General features: G+C 59.7%; 7 protein-coding genes, 7 pseudogenes and 1 other annotated feature. Of the genes and pseudogenes, 6 read left to right on the top strand and 8 right to left on the bottom strand.

Translation table 11 applies throughout. The features are described from left to right. Nucleotides 1–742: 742 nt before the first annotated feature. The 3 genes and pseudogenes from virD4 to NKJ32_RS33935 form a co-directional block, all read right to left on the bottom strand. Nucleotides 743–2,488 carry a type IV secretion system ATPase VirD4 gene (gene virD4 / locus NKJ32_RS33945; RefSeq protein ID WP_352830231.1) on the bottom strand — a complete coding sequence of 582 codons (1,746 nt, stop codon included), beginning with the start codon at nt 2,486–2,488 and terminating at the stop codon, nt 743–745. 246 nt (nt 2,489–2,734) lie between these two features. Further along, nucleotides 2,735–3,277: a hypothetical protein gene (locus NKJ32_RS33940; protein ID WP_352513773.1), complete on the bottom strand. Its 543-nt coding sequence runs from the start codon at nt 3,275–3,277 to the stop codon at nt 2,735–2,737. Nucleotides 3,278–3,812: 535 nt separating this feature from the next. After that, nucleotides 3,813–4,115, bottom strand: a pseudogene (locus tag NKJ32_RS33935) (integrase core domain-containing protein); the annotation flags it as partial. A gap of 43 nt (nt 4,116–4,158) precedes the next feature. Here NKJ32_RS33935 and NKJ32_RS33930 point away from each other — a divergent pair. Continuing rightward, nucleotides 4,159–5,592 (top strand): annotated as a pseudogene (locus NKJ32_RS33930) (IS30 family transposase). On the opposite strand, the pseudogene NKJ32_RS33925 reads toward NKJ32_RS33930, so the two are convergent. Next, nucleotides 5,571–6,470: pseudogene (locus NKJ32_RS33925) on the bottom strand (IS3 family transposase); the annotation flags it as partial. The pseudogenes NKJ32_RS33930 and NKJ32_RS33925 overlap by 22 nt on opposite strands. After that, nucleotides 6,103–6,219, bottom strand: a sequence feature (AL1L pseudoknot). It overlaps the preceding pseudogene by 117 nt. Nucleotides 6,471–6,973: 503 nt before the next feature. Here NKJ32_RS33925 and NKJ32_RS33920 point away from each other — a divergent pair. Beyond that, nucleotides 6,974–8,893, top strand: a complete 1,920-nt coding sequence (locus tag NKJ32_RS33920; RefSeq protein WP_352830229.1) for a potassium transporter Kup — start codon at nt 6,974–6,976, stop codon at nt 8,891–8,893. Between the two features lie 127 nt (nt 8,894–9,020). On the opposite strand, the pseudogene NKJ32_RS33915 reads toward NKJ32_RS33920, so the two are convergent. From NKJ32_RS33915 to NKJ32_RS33905, 3 genes and pseudogenes are all read right to left on the bottom strand, one after another. Beyond that, a pseudogene (locus tag NKJ32_RS33915) lies at nt 9,021–9,730 on the bottom strand (IS6 family transposase). A gap of 50 nt (nt 9,731–9,780) precedes the next feature. Then, nucleotides 9,781–9,944: pseudogene (locus NKJ32_RS33910) on the bottom strand (DUF1403 family protein); the annotation flags it as partial. Nucleotides 9,945–10,180: 236 nt separating this feature from the next. Continuing rightward, nucleotides 10,181–10,558 (bottom strand): hypothetical protein, encoded by a 378-nt coding sequence (locus NKJ32_RS33905; protein ID WP_023679574.1) that lies wholly within the window; start codon nt 10,556–10,558, stop codon nt 10,181–10,183. 294 nt (nt 10,559–10,852) lie between these two features. On the opposite strand from NKJ32_RS33905, the pseudogene NKJ32_RS33900 reads away from it, so the two are divergent. The 3 genes and pseudogenes from NKJ32_RS33900 to NKJ32_RS33890 all read left to right on the top strand — a co-directional run bounded on the left by NKJ32_RS33900 (nt 10,853) and on the right by NKJ32_RS33890 (nt 12,375). Further along, nucleotides 10,853–11,582: pseudogene (locus NKJ32_RS33900) on the top strand (IS6 family transposase). Beyond that, nucleotides 11,579–11,758: a hypothetical protein gene (locus NKJ32_RS33895; RefSeq protein ID WP_352487759.1), complete on the top strand. Its 180-nt coding sequence runs from the start codon at nt 11,579–11,581 to the stop codon at nt 11,756–11,758. Before NKJ32_RS33900 ends, NKJ32_RS33895 begins: the two are co-directional and overlap by 4 nt. After that, complete coding sequence (locus NKJ32_RS33890) at nt 11,758–12,375, top strand: hypothetical protein (protein WP_352830226.1); 618 nt, start codon at nt 11,758–11,760, stop codon at nt 12,373–12,375. Before NKJ32_RS33895 ends, NKJ32_RS33890 begins: the two co-directional genes overlap by 1 nt. 105 nt (nt 12,376–12,480) lie before the next feature. On the opposite strand, the gene NKJ32_RS33885 is transcribed toward NKJ32_RS33890, so the two are convergent. Then, nucleotides 12,481–12,756 (bottom strand): acyl carrier protein, encoded by a 276-nt coding sequence (locus NKJ32_RS33885; protein ID WP_023679571.1) that lies wholly within the window; start codon nt 12,754–12,756, stop codon nt 12,481–12,483. Between the two features lie 79 nt (nt 12,757–12,835). Between NKJ32_RS33885 and NKJ32_RS33880 the strand changes: the two are divergent. Next, nucleotides 12,836–12,911: pseudogene (locus NKJ32_RS33880) on the top strand (DNA-binding response regulator); the annotation flags it as partial.

Raw genomic sequence — 12,911 nt, 5'->3', positions numbered from 1 at the left:
TTCTTCAACGCTGACGTAGATGTTAGCTACGGAGGCACGTTGGCCGCGTGACAGTGAGCTATGCTGGAGATTGGGGTGACGAGGCTGATCAAGCCTTCCAACAGTACCAGCCTGATCAATTACGGCGAGAGCTACCGGTCCGGAGATCGCATCAGCCCCTCTCTGCATATGCACGCGGCCGCCTGAATTGCCGATTTCGCTCAGCTGCTGCTGAATGGCGACGGCTTGCGGCGTATTCAGGGCCCTCTGCGTCTGCGCTGGCCACAACAGCGCTGGTGAATGTTCATTGTTGGGACGACTCACTCGGGTGGCAGGTGGTTGCCCTGGTCAAGCTCATCCGGCGAAGGGCGGATCTGCTGTTGGCTGGCAGCCAAGACTGGGGGCGGCGGCCCGAACTCCGGCGTCCCAGAGCTTGCGAAAGCCTCCGACACGCTTCTGTTGAGGTCATCCCGTCCAGCGGGCATCCCTGGGTTGCTGAAAAAAGACGAGGCGGCTTGATGATCCTGCCCTCGCTGAAGCACCTCGCGAAACCCCCTGTTCCAGTCGCAGAAGCTCCTCTGGATTGGTTGGCGGCTCGTCAGCTCGACCATCGAACAGCGGCCGGAGCGCCTCGGACACGTGCTGCTCAAAGCCCACTCGCCGGGCCTGGACCGCTTGCCCCTCTTCCAAGCCGGCGTCCTGCACCTGCGACAAAGCTGTTACACGGGATGGATTTTTTCGCGGGGTCCACACCAGCCTCACATCAAACTGTATCGTCAAAGTCCTGCGCCAATTCACACAGCGGGTCATCGAGTTGAGATTCGGCGGAGAGCGCCTCCTCTGCTCCCGTCAAGGGCGCCGGCTCCGGGAGGGCGCCTGTCTGGCGTTCAAAGATGCGTTTCAGAATGCGATCCGAGAAATAACGCACCTTCCTCAATTTTAATGGTGGCAGACCTTTGATGAGAACAATCTCGTAGTCGTCATCGAGCAGCCGAACCTGTTCGGGACGCAATAGCGGTGCACCTTGATGTGAATTCTGAATGGTCCAGTCGAACGTTCGCGCCTGGCTGTGGGAAATCGATTTGGCTTCAAACGTGTATTCACCGATGGCCTTGGAAATGTAGTTCGGAGTCTCGTCATCAGCCGTGGCCATGAACACTTGCAGTCCGGTATTGCTGAGAAAATTCTGCTTGCCAGCCTCTCCATAAGCCCCCGTCAGTGCCGAAAGGCTTTGGATGATGAGCATGAAACGCCCCTTGTAGCCCGCGATAGTCGTGATTGCGGTCTCGATCGCCTCCAGCTTACCCAAGTGCTTGAACTCGTCGAGCATGAAGAGAACCTCGTGCTTTTCATCCCGGCGGGCCAGCGACCGCTGCAGAATTGAAACGATTTGCTGAAAAAACAAGCGTATCAGAGGCGCGATCACCTCAAGGTCGTTCGGACCAACGCAAAGATAGATGCACGTTCTGCGACGGCGAAGATCATAGACCGAAAAGTCCGAGCGACTTGTGGCCGCCTTTACAGCGGGATCCGCCCACAGGTTGAGCCCGCCATCGCCGAGCACGGAAGTGTAGGAGGTTAGGATTTTCGTATCGTTCCCCGCCATGTCGTCGAAGATGCGTTGTGCCTCTTTGTTCTGGGTCTCCATGGCGAGTCGCGCGAAGAGCTTAAACTTCTCCCCCGGCTGGGCGAAGAGGTCATAGACGGCGCCGATTGTTGGCGTGCCCCGCTCGATGCAGGCAAGGATTCCCGCGACAAAGATATCTCGCGCGCCGCTGACGAAACCTTCCGCGCCCTCCCCCTTGGCCGTAATCAGGTTTGCGGCCAAGCGGCGGGCTTCGGTGAATTGCTGCTGTGGAGGCAACGCTATAAGATCCAACAGCGGATTGTAGCAGTTTGTGCGCCGCTCCGAATCCAGCGGCGCGAATTTAAACACGTCGTCACCTGCGGCTTTGCGCGCCCTCGAGGTGAGCTCAAAGAGCTCCCCCTTGACGTCCAGAGCTATCACCGAGCCTTTGAATGTAAGTAGCGTTGGAATGACTATGCCGACGCCCTTGCCAGCGCGGGTCGGTGCAACGATGAGGCTGTGAGGCTGCTCGCCATTGGTCAGGTAGTAGCCAGGCCAGAAAGGGCCACTTGTCTTCCCAAACACCGGCCCTGTCACGCCACGGTATCGTCGCAGATATCCCGTGCGTCGCATTTCATCCACTCGAGCCCAACGAGCCGTCCCGTGGTGTTCGAGCTTGCGGCGCAATACGATCTGCTGAATCAGCAAGACGACCGCGGACGTCGAGAGCACGATAGCCGCGCCCCGATAGAAAACGGGGGTTGCGAAGCCCAAATAGAAGGGCGTCTCAAACCAAAAGGCACGGACATCAAACGCCATCAGAGCCTCGCCGCTGCCGCCGTGGCGGAAGGTTGCGTAAAGACTTGCCGCACAGAAGCCCACGGCGAGTGAGCACGCGATGCTAATGGCTATGTTGGGGGGCGTCGTTTTTGTTGAAAGCATTGTTCCATTGCCGGATTAGCCGTAGCTAATGCTGCGCGTGCTTCAGAGACCGAACCGGCGTCGCGCGATGTCGCCGCTCGACAGATCGATGCCGCAGTGGGTGGTGCGATGCTTGCAGCGCATCACCCGGCAGACGTGGTTTTTGAAAGTTACACTAAGCAGGTACGTCAACGGCCAGCGAATTGGAAACGGCAAGGCCGTAAACGGATTCGGGAGAGAAAGCGTCACTGTACCATGGCCGAGACCTCAACGGCCGGAGCGATCTCTGCTTCTGGTGGCCTCCATTAGGTCCTCTCGGGCGTGATTGAAGGCGTGGTTTATGGACCGCCCGATTTGAGCACCCCGCTGCAGCTGTTCATAGGAGGTTTGCGGGCCTACTGTATCACGGACTGCAGCCTCAATACCTGCTATGTGGCCGTCCAGATTCGCACTCCGTTCCTCTGCTGCATGCTGCGGCGGCGGCATGTGCGGCAAGATGTCTTGCATGCCGGGAAAAACTGAGTGAGCTTGGGCCTGTTGATTTGCGTCCAACTGGGGATACATGTTGAGAATAGCATTGGATGCCATGTTTCTGACATTGCCATCCGGATCAGAAGAAGCCAATCCAATGGCCTGATCAAGAATGCGAGATTTATTTTCGTCAGTAAACTTACTGAAGTGTGGCGCAACGTAATAAGCTCCGAGAGCTTGCGACGGCGGATCCATGTTGCCAATGCGATTAACAATAGCATCTTGCAGCCCTGGCGTTAGGTAATCGCCTAGATTACTGGCCGCTCCGACTTTCTGCAATGCTATGTCATCCGTGCTGTACCCCAATTCGGCTGTTAATGTCGCGGCCAGATTGATGGCTGATCGTCCAAGCCGATTGGTCCGCCTTTCAAATCTCGCGAGGTCAGTTTCTGGCCCGGGTTGAGTGCCCCGAACGGCTGTTCGCTCGTGCGTCCCGAGGCCTTTGAAGCCCCCAAGATTTCGCGCTGTATCGCGCGGGTTAGCGGTTACCAGCCGTTCTGCAACATCGCTCAATGGCCCCTCTGGAACGTCACGGAGGCTACTGCTCCCCACGCCTTGAGATGATCTTGCAGCTGCACGTGCCCGTTTGTTATCGCGATCCATTGCTCGCCTCCAAAGTAGTTATTCTACCCAATGAGGTTACCACCGAAGCTTGACCTGCTAAACCGATATGATGTTACAGTTGTAGTATGGCAAAGGGTTCCCAGCTCTGTGGGTCTGCCAAGTGCCCGTCCAAGCCGAAGAAAATACGATGAAGCTGGCATCAAATGCGATGTGAACTGCCCCGGGCATTCCGGTGGCCGTTTCGTTTGAGTCACGCGGCTATGGCTGGTTCATCCAACATGGCGTAGTAGCGTTCCTCGGCTTCGGCCGGCGGGATGTTGCCGATGGGCTCCAGCAGCCAGCGATTGTTGAAGCAGTCGACCCATTCGAGCGTGGCGAACTCGACGGCCTCGAATGAGCGCCAGGGTCCGCGTCGATGGATCACCTCGGCCTTGTAAAGACCGTTGATCGTTTCCGCGAGAGCATTATCGAAAGAGTCGCCGACACTGCCCACTGCGGGTTCGACGCCGGCCTCCGCCAAGCGCTCGGTGTATTGAATGCTGACGTGTTGGGCGGATTCAACCGGTCGTCGCAACACCAAGGGATTGGAGGTTGCAATGACGGTTCACCAACGCGCTTCAGATCGGTGCACTCGAAAGAAGCTAGATTCGCCCGGGCGTCCGCCGCCTGGCAGCGTGAGAATCGCTTCCGTTCTGGCAAGCTATTGCCTTGGGACATTCGAGCGAGGAGGCCGCACTGGATGCCGGTACATCAACGCCTCTTGGTCCGCGCTGGTTTCGGAGTGCAGGAGGGATGCCGCCAACGCATTTGGCGCCGTGGGCGAAGCCGCCTTCGGGGCGATATCTTTCTTTCGGGAGCGCGAGGATATTGCGCTTGAGCTTGCCAAGGGAATCGGCATCCGGGCCATTGCTCGTAAACTAGGTCGGCCGCCGAGCACAATCTCGCGGGAGGTCAGGCGCAATGCCGCGACGCGCAGCGGCAATCTGGATTACCGGCCAGTGCCGCCCAATGGCACGCCGATCGTGAGTCCCGGCGGCCTCCTGGCAAGCTGGCGGTCAATCCGGCTCTGCGTGAATATGTTGAGGAGCGCTTGGCCGGCAAAGTCACCAACCCCAATGGCGCCTCATTCGAGGGCCCCAAGGTGGGTATGGAAAAAACGACAGAGCCGGAGGTGGTCGGCAGCCTGGAGCCCCGAGCAGATCGCTAAATCGGCTTCAGATCGATTACCCAGAGGATCAAACCATGCGGATCAGCCACGAGACGATCTATCAGTCCTTGTACATTCAAGGACGCGGAGCATTGCGCCGAGGACTGACCGCATGTCTGCGTTCAGGCCGAGCGTTGCGCGTACCGCGCGAACGCGCGTACCGCGCGAACGGGCCCGAATGCGCAACAAGTCCTTCATTGGAGACGCCGTTATGATAGGCGACCTTCCGGCCGAAATTGCCGATCGGGCTGTCCCCGGACATTGGGAAGGCGACCTCGTCCTTGGCCTCGGAAGCTCGGCGATCGGCACGCTCGTGGAACGAAGTTCACGCTTCACAATGCTGCTTCACCTGCCGCGCGCATGCATGGCCATCAGCAGAGCCTGCGCATCAAGAACGGTCCACCACTTGCCGGCCACGGCGCTGAAGCAGTCCGCAGAGCCATAGCCCGATCCATGGGCAAACTTCCCGAGCAGCTGCGTCAGTCGCTGACTTGGGACCATGGAGCGGAAATGGCGCAGCAGCCGACCTGCGCATCGACACCGGGCTCGAGATTTACTTCTGCGATCCCCAAGCCCGTGGCAGTGAGACTCCAACGAAAACACCAATGGCTTGCTGAGACAGTACTCTCCAAAGGGCACGGATCTCAGTCGGCACACAGCCGGGGAACTGGAAGCAGTCGCCCATGCTATCAACACAAGATCGCGCAAAACGCTCGGCTGGAAAACACCTGCCGAACTCCTCGACCAGCTCCTTGGGGGACAGTATGATGCCGGTGTTGCGACGATCCGGTTGAATCCGCCTTGGCTGCCTCTATCGCTGTGATGGATGAGCCCGCCTCCCCGCGCGGGCCGCCGATCATGGAGAGCCTGTTCCAGGGCATCGAGAACGAAGGCTGCATGCGCCGTCCGGCTCACCCGCCAGCCGACGATCCGACGGGCATAGGTGTCGATGACAAAGGCGACATAGACGAAGCCCGTCCAGGTCGCGACGCAGGTGAAGTCGGAGACCCGCAGCATGTTCGGCGCCGGAGCATGGAACTGGCGGTTGACGTGGTCGAGAGGGCAAGGTGCGGCCTTGTCGCTCACCGTAGTGCGGATCGGCTTGCCGCGGACGATGCCTTCGAGGCCCATGGCCTTCATCAAGCGGGCAACCGTGCAGCGGGCGACCTCGAAGCCCTCGCGACGCAACCGCCGCCAGACCTTGCGAATGCCGTAGACGCGGAAGTTCGCCTCAAACCCGTCGGACCTCATCCTTCGAGGCTGTATCCCATCTTGCCCGAGCCGACAGCCGGCAGGGGTCGACGCGCTTGGCGACATGGTCGTGGTAGGTCGACGGGGCGATCGGCAGCACCTTGCAGATCGGCTCAACCCCATGCGCCTTGCGGTGATCGTCGATGAACGCGATCGTGGCCTGAACCGGCGGTCGAGCTTCGCCTGGGCAAAATACGCGGAAGCCTTGCTCTCGTTGGCCTGCGAAGCTCGCGGCTCTCGCGTTCCAGAGCCTTCAGTTTCGTCGCAGCATCCGTGGGAACTCCGGCGCGCACGCCGCCGTCACGCTCGGCTTTCTTGCAGCCGATCTTGGCGGCGATCGATGAAACCGCCGCCCACCGCGACGTATGCTCGCGTTCGTGATCCAGAACCAGCCGCACCGCGGGGGGTCCGGACCTCGGGAGAGAACTTGTTGGTCGCCTTGCTTGTCATGGTTCCACCTTCTCAGGAGTTGGAGCCTCCGATCAACCCGGGGCGGCACACAACAAGGGTCACGGATCAATCTGGGCGGGAACCCTAGAGAATCAGCCCTCAGAGCCTTTGGTAATAGACCGACCCCTCGCACCTGTTTGGGCTGGGTGTACAAGTCAGGTTTTCATCAGGTTGGACGAGTATGTCTGGCAGCCAGAGCGCGACCACTTCCGTGCCCGCCCGCTCGTCTGGCAGACACACAAAGGAGAAAGATATGCCGTCAGCTACAAGCAGCGCCATCGTTTCCTGCCGCAGATCATCGCCCATCCGGTCTGGCCCTCCTTCAGGTCCCCTTGAGCCTGTGTCTCGTCGAGGAAATGGCCCGGGAGCGGGATCGTGGTTTCGTATGAGACAATCCGCCGGTGCGGCAACAAATGCGGTCCGCATACGGAGCCATTACGTCGCGGCACTTGATATTGCAGTGCAGCAAAGGTAGAGGGCCGCCCCTTATCGGAGTGTCGTCCATGGTCCTTACCAATACTGGTAGCGAGGCAGAACCCGTCGAACAGTCGAGCCATCCGGCAATCGAACAGCAAAGCCCCAAGGTGCTGATGCTAGGCGCGCTCGGCGTTGTCTATGGCGATATTGGCACCAGCCCGATCTACGCCTTTCGCGAGGCGCTGGTGGCGTCGTCGGGCGGCAATGTCGCCGAGCGCGGCGATATCCTCGGCGTGCTGTCGCTGATCATCTGGTCGCTGACGATCATCGTCACCATCAAGTACATCATGTTCGTGCTGCGCGCCGATAACGGCGGCGAGGGCGGCGTGCTGTCGCTGATGGCGCTGGCGCGCGGCAGTTTCCCCAAGCGCTCGGCGCTGATGCTCGGCATCGGCATCGTCGGGGCATCGCTTTTCTTCGGTGATGCCGTCATCACACCGGCGATATCGGTGCTGTCGGCGGTTGAGGGCATGAATGTCGTCACGCCGACCTTCCAGCCCTATGTCGTGCCGCTGACACTGGTCATTCTTGCCATGGTGTTTGCGGTGCAGCGCTTCGGCACGGGCGGGGTAGGATTGGTGTTCGGCCCGGTGACGGCGGTGTGGTTCCTGGCAATTGGCCTTTCCGGGCTCAACCACATCATCGCCGATCCGGAAATCCTGTGGGCGATCAGCCCGCACTACATCGTCGCGTTTCTGATCAATTCGCCCGACGTCGCTTTCGTGACCATCGGCGCCATCTTCCTCGCCGTCACCGGCGCCGAAGCACTCTATGCCGATCTCGGCCATTTCGGCCGCAAGCCGATCGTGCTGGCCTGGCTGGCGATCGTGTTTCCCTGCCTGCTGCTCAATTATGCCGGGCAAGGCGCCTTCGTGCTGGCCAAGAATGGCGTCGTCGGCCATCCGTTCTTCGAGATGAACGAAGGCTGGACGCTGATCCCGATGGTCGTGCTGGCGACCGCCGCCACGGTCATCGCCAGCCAGGCGGTGATATCAGGCGCGTTCTCACTGACCAGGCAGGCGGTGCAGCTCAACATGCTGCCGCGGCTCGAAATCCTGCACACGTCGGAGAAACAGTCCGGCCAGATCTACATGCCGCGCGTCAATCTTCTGCTGGCGCTGGTGGTGATGATGCTGGTGGTCGGCTTCGGCGAGTCCAGCAAGCTCGCCTCCGCCTATGGCATCTCGGTGACCGGCAACATGCTGGTGACGACGGTGCTGCTGTTCGTCGTCATGACCCGGATCTGGAAATGGCGGCTGTGGGTGGCGGTCGCTATGACGGCGCTGTTCGGCTTCATCGATGTCGGCTTTTTTGCCTCCAACATCGTCAAAGTGTTCGAGGGTGGCTGGGCCTCGCTGGCCGTGGCCTTCACCATCGTGCTGGCTATGTGGACCTGGGTGCGCGGCAGCCGCTATCTGTTCGACAAGACCCGCCGCAACGAAATCCCGCTCGATTTCCTCGCCGGCAATCTCCTGAAGAAAAAGCCGCAGCTGGTGTCCGGCACCGCGGTGTTCCTGACGAGCGATCCACTCAGCGCGCCAACCGCGCTGATGCACAGCCTGAAGCACTACAAGGTGCTGCACGAGCAGAACGTCATCCTTTCGGTGGTGACCGCGCCGCAACCGGTGGTGCCCGACAGCGACCGGGTCAAGATGGAGACGGTCAACGAGCTGTTCATGCGGGTGACGCTGACCTTCGGCTACATGGAGCAGCCGAACATCCCGCGCGCGCTGGCGATCTGCCGCAAGCAAGGCTGGAAGTTCGACATCATGACGACCTCGTTCTTCCTGTCACGGCGTTCGCTCAAGGCCTCGCCCAATTCCGGCATGCCGGTGTGGCAGGACCGGTTGTTCATCGGCCTGGCGCGTACGGCGGCCGACGCGACGGAGTACTTCCAGATCCCGACCGGACGCGTCGTCGAGATCGGAACGCAAGTGACGATTTAGGGCATGCCGCGGTTGAGAAGAATCGGTGCTGTCACATTGATTGAGCGGTAAGGAAATTCAGGTAGCAGCGCGCCCGGCACTGTAAGTTTCAGCGGCTTGATGCAGCGATAGCTGGCCGGGACGGCTGTCACGCTGTGGCGACACACGCGATTTTGTTCCAGATTTGCATGGGGCGTTACGCAGGTCTCGATGTTGAGCCGATGACAGCGCATTGCAGGGAAAGTGAGCAGGTCGGCAATCGGATCATGGATGGAAACGAACCGCTGAAGCTGGCGTGCCGACTTGAAGCGTTTCATGATCCTTTCGCGTCGTCGGGTCGGCTGGTGCGAATTTTCCGCTCGATTATTCAGGCCTGTGTGCGACCGGTGTTCGACGCCGGGCATGAGGTCGCGCATGGCGGCATCATAGGATCGGAGCTTGTCGGTGATCATGATCCGTGGTGTCCGCCCTTGAGCTTTCAGCAACTTGCGCATCAGACGCTTTGCCGCCTTGGCATTTCGGCGGCTTTGTACCAGCACTTCGAGGACGAAGCCGTCCTGATCGACGGCACGCCAGAGCCACTGCTTCTTGCCACTGATAGCCACGACACATTCGTCGAGATGCCATTTGTCGCCCAGGCAGCCGGCTGATATTGATCTCCTGGGCGGAATGCCGTCCGAATTTCTCCGCGCAGCTTCGAACGGTCTGATGCGTGACGATGATGCCGCGGGCCGCCAGCATGTCCTCAACCATGCGCAGGCTGAGCGGAAAGCGAAAGTAGAGCCATACCGCGTGCGCAATGATCTCGGCGGGAAAGCGGTGGCGACCATAGAGCGGATCACGAGCAACTTCTGACATGGCCCAATGTACGCACATCTTCATAAGCTGTCGGTTGACTTTACGATGCCGCGCCAAGCGAGCAGCATCCGGCCGGCGGGGCCGACCCCGTCTCCCGGCCGTGAGCAGAACGGCATCGCGCAGGTGCCGCTTCATCCTCGACGCGGCCAGCCTGCTTTGCCGTTACCGCCGCCGCCGAAAGCGCCAGGCGTTGCCGCCAGGCGCCGATCCGCCGGCAGCGGTTCGTTTCCACCCATGATCCGATTGCCAACCAGTTCCACTTTCCCCCAATACCTGCGTAACGCCGCCATGCAAATCTGGAACAAAATCGCGTATGTCGCCGCAGCATGACAGCCGTCCCGACCAGCTATCGCTGCATCAAGACGCTGATATCTTTACAGTGCCCGCACGCCTCTCGCGCGCCAACGGCCAGTCGGGTGTCGCGAATGAGGCGCGCTGAAGCCATCCGGCTCAGCCGATCATGGCGCTTCGGTTGCCGGGTTCGAGGTCGTGGCCTCTGCCGCTGCGCGATTCTAGCATTTGCGCCTTGGAGAGCTCTGCTTCAGCCTCGGCGAGGCATGGCTCGGCTGCGGTTCTCTGCCGCAGAAGGTCCGATTGCGAATTCTTGACGTTGTCACGACGTAGGCGAGCGGCCTTGGCGAACGTCGGATAAGCGAAATGATTGACATCGGAGATGCCGGCCTTCGTTTCCTCGGCGTTTAACTGGAAGTCCAGTTCTCGCGCCATGCGTTCGAAATCGGCAATCATGATGTCTAGCTGGTGCAACTGTCGCCGCTTCTCATTCACCTGAAATTGCTTCAGTCGGACCAGATTACCTCGTGGCTTCATGACTCGGTACTCCGGTACCCATTTCGTCCAATCAAACCGCTCTCTCCCCTTAACGTTAGGCCTACAGCGACTCTCACGTTTTCTGCTGCGAGCGGAAACATATTTTCCAAAATCCTTGGCCGATGGCTATGAGTTCAATGGCATCGACAAGCATGCGAGCGGGGGACTTAAGGGGCGGTAAAAAAAGGCGGAATAGGGCGATTTTCACAATGTCTGCATATGAACGCGTTGAGACTGCGGCGGGCTTGACACACAAAGCAATCGTCAAGATTTGCGACATGGACGCCGGGGGGCATGAATACGCCCGCCGTCAGCTACACGCCCCCCGATTTCCGCCGCCTATTATCGCCCACGCGGTCTGGCTTTATTTCCGGTTTCCGCTAGCCTGCGCCTGGTTGAGGAAATGCTGCTGGAACGCGGCATCGTGGTTTCGTATGAGACAAGTCGCCGGTGGGGCATCAAGTTCGGGCTGGACTGCGCTCGCTGCTTGCGCCGCAACCCGCCGTGCCGGAATGATGTCTGGTACCTGAACGAAGTGGTCGTCACCATCGCCCGGCAAAAAGCTTTGGTTGTGGCGCGCCGTCGACCAGGATGGATATGTGCTGGACGAAATCGTGCAAAACCGCCGCAACACCAAGGCCGCCAAGCGCTTGCTGACGCGGCTGTTGAAGAAGCAGGGGCTCGCGCCGAAGCGCATGATCACCGACTAGCTGCGCTCGTATGGAGCGGCAAAGCGACAGGTAATGCCGGACGTCAAGCACCGGTCGCACAAGGGGTTGAACAACGGAGCGGAGAATTCCCATGTGCCGCCGCGAAAACGGGAGCGGATGATGCAGGGGTCCGATCGCCGGGAGGCCTGCAACGCTTCGTCTCGACCTTGTCAGCCCTCCGCAACCTCTTCGTCCCGCCCCGCCCCAAACGTTCTGCTCTCGCCATACATGTTCATCGCCTCAGCGCGATGGCGCTGGTGATATCACGACGCGTTTGTACCGCTCGACCTACGCCACAGGTGCCGACGCTGTGACGAGCTTCATCGGTCGCGTGTCGAGTGACGGCACCGGGGACAATTATCGTCGACCGCAGTCCATTGCCCAGACCAAGGCGCTTCTCGGCGTCGGCACGATGGCAAATCGCAGCGTCACGATCTCGGCCGCTGCCCCTTCTGGCGGCGTGGACGGTGATTTCTGGGTGCAGCCGTAATGGCCCTTTACGTCAAAGCCTCCGGGGTCTGGGGGGCGGCCAGCGCCGTATGGGTGAAAATCTCAAGCCTCTGGACCAAGGCTCGACAGGTCTATGTGCGCAGCTCGGGCGTCTGGGAGAAAATGTTCCCGATAGATCTGGTCTTCAATGGCACTCACGAAAACTCGACTGCCACGACCGTTTACACCCACACCAGCATTCCGCTTCTTGTCGCGCCACACGCTAATCGTCGTGTCATCGTGACAACTGAGACCACTGACACCGAAAGTGCAGTGACCGTCAACAGTATGACGATTGGGGGTGTGGCTGCCACCCTTCTCGCTCAGGTGGAAAGCATCTTCAATTCTGGTGTGGTCTATCTGTCAGTGTGGTCAGCCCTCGTGCCAACCGGTACGACGGCAACGATCGTGACCACGTATAGTGAGAGCGTGTTCCGTGACTACATGTCGGTCTATACGACCACCAATTGGGATGGTGTGGTGGGCACTGTTGCCTCTGACAACAATTCAACGGGTGGCCTGACAACGACCGTCAGCATTGGTGCCCTGGGCGCAGCGATCGCAATTGCGGGCAACGCCATCAAGGGGGCATCGGCACTGCGACATGGACCGGGCTGACCCAACAGTTCTCAAACACACCAGTCACGAATAGAAACCACAGCGGAGCAATGGCCATAGCTACCGCCGCCCAAGCTGCCCTCACCGTAACCTGTGCCTACAGCACTACTCCAGCACTTGCCGCACTGCTGGTGGTTCCGCGGTGCGCAACTCCTGACTGGCGACGGCGTCGGCGACATGCCTTACGGACTCGTATTGCCAGAGCTTGTAATCGTCGACAAACCAGCCAAGTCGGCTCTCGATCGCCGTAGCAAGCTCGTTATAGTCGAGGCTGTCGAGGCCGAGATCCCGCATTCTGGTTGTCATCGACACCTCTACTTTTTCGGCAACTAGAGCGTTGAGGGTTTTGAGAACCAGTTGTTCAATTTCAAGTAATGTCATCACTAATACATGCCTTTTGCTTGCAGATTCAGGTAATGCAACCCTGATCGGGGCGCAACCCCCAAAACGAGGTGTGCCGTTGAAACATGTTCTTGTCATTGACGATGATGCCGCAATGCGGCGCCTCATCGCCGAGTATCTCACGATGCATGCCC

The organism is Mesorhizobium sp. M0159 (genome assembly GCF_040322295.1).
Classification (GTDB): domain Bacteria; phylum Pseudomonadota; class Alphaproteobacteria; order Rhizobiales; family Rhizobiaceae; genus Mesorhizobium.
The sequence above is the reverse complement of the archived record's forward strand: the minus strand, read 5'-3'. Positions and strand labels throughout refer to the sequence as shown.

What these genes read in the sequence shown, in the direction of transcription:
- virD4 (WP_352830231.1), bottom strand. Translation starts at nt 2,488, where the DNA reads ATGCTTTCAACAAAAACGACGCCCCCCAACATAGCCATTAGCATCGCG.
- NKJ32_RS33920 (WP_352830229.1), top strand. Translation starts at nt 6,974, where the DNA reads ATGGTCCTTACCAATACTGGTAGCGAGGCAGAACCCGTCGAACAGTCG.
- NKJ32_RS33905 (WP_023679574.1), bottom strand. Translation starts at nt 10,558, where the DNA reads ATGAAGCCACGAGGTAATCTGGTCCGACTGAAGCAATTTCAGGTGAAT.
- NKJ32_RS33890 (WP_352830226.1), top strand. Translation starts at nt 11,758, where the DNA reads ATGGCCCTTTACGTCAAAGCCTCCGGGGTCTGGGGGGCGGCCAGCGCC.
- NKJ32_RS33885 (WP_023679571.1), bottom strand. Translation starts at nt 12,756, where the DNA reads ATGACATTACTTGAAATTGAACAACTGGTTCTCAAAACCCTCAACGCT.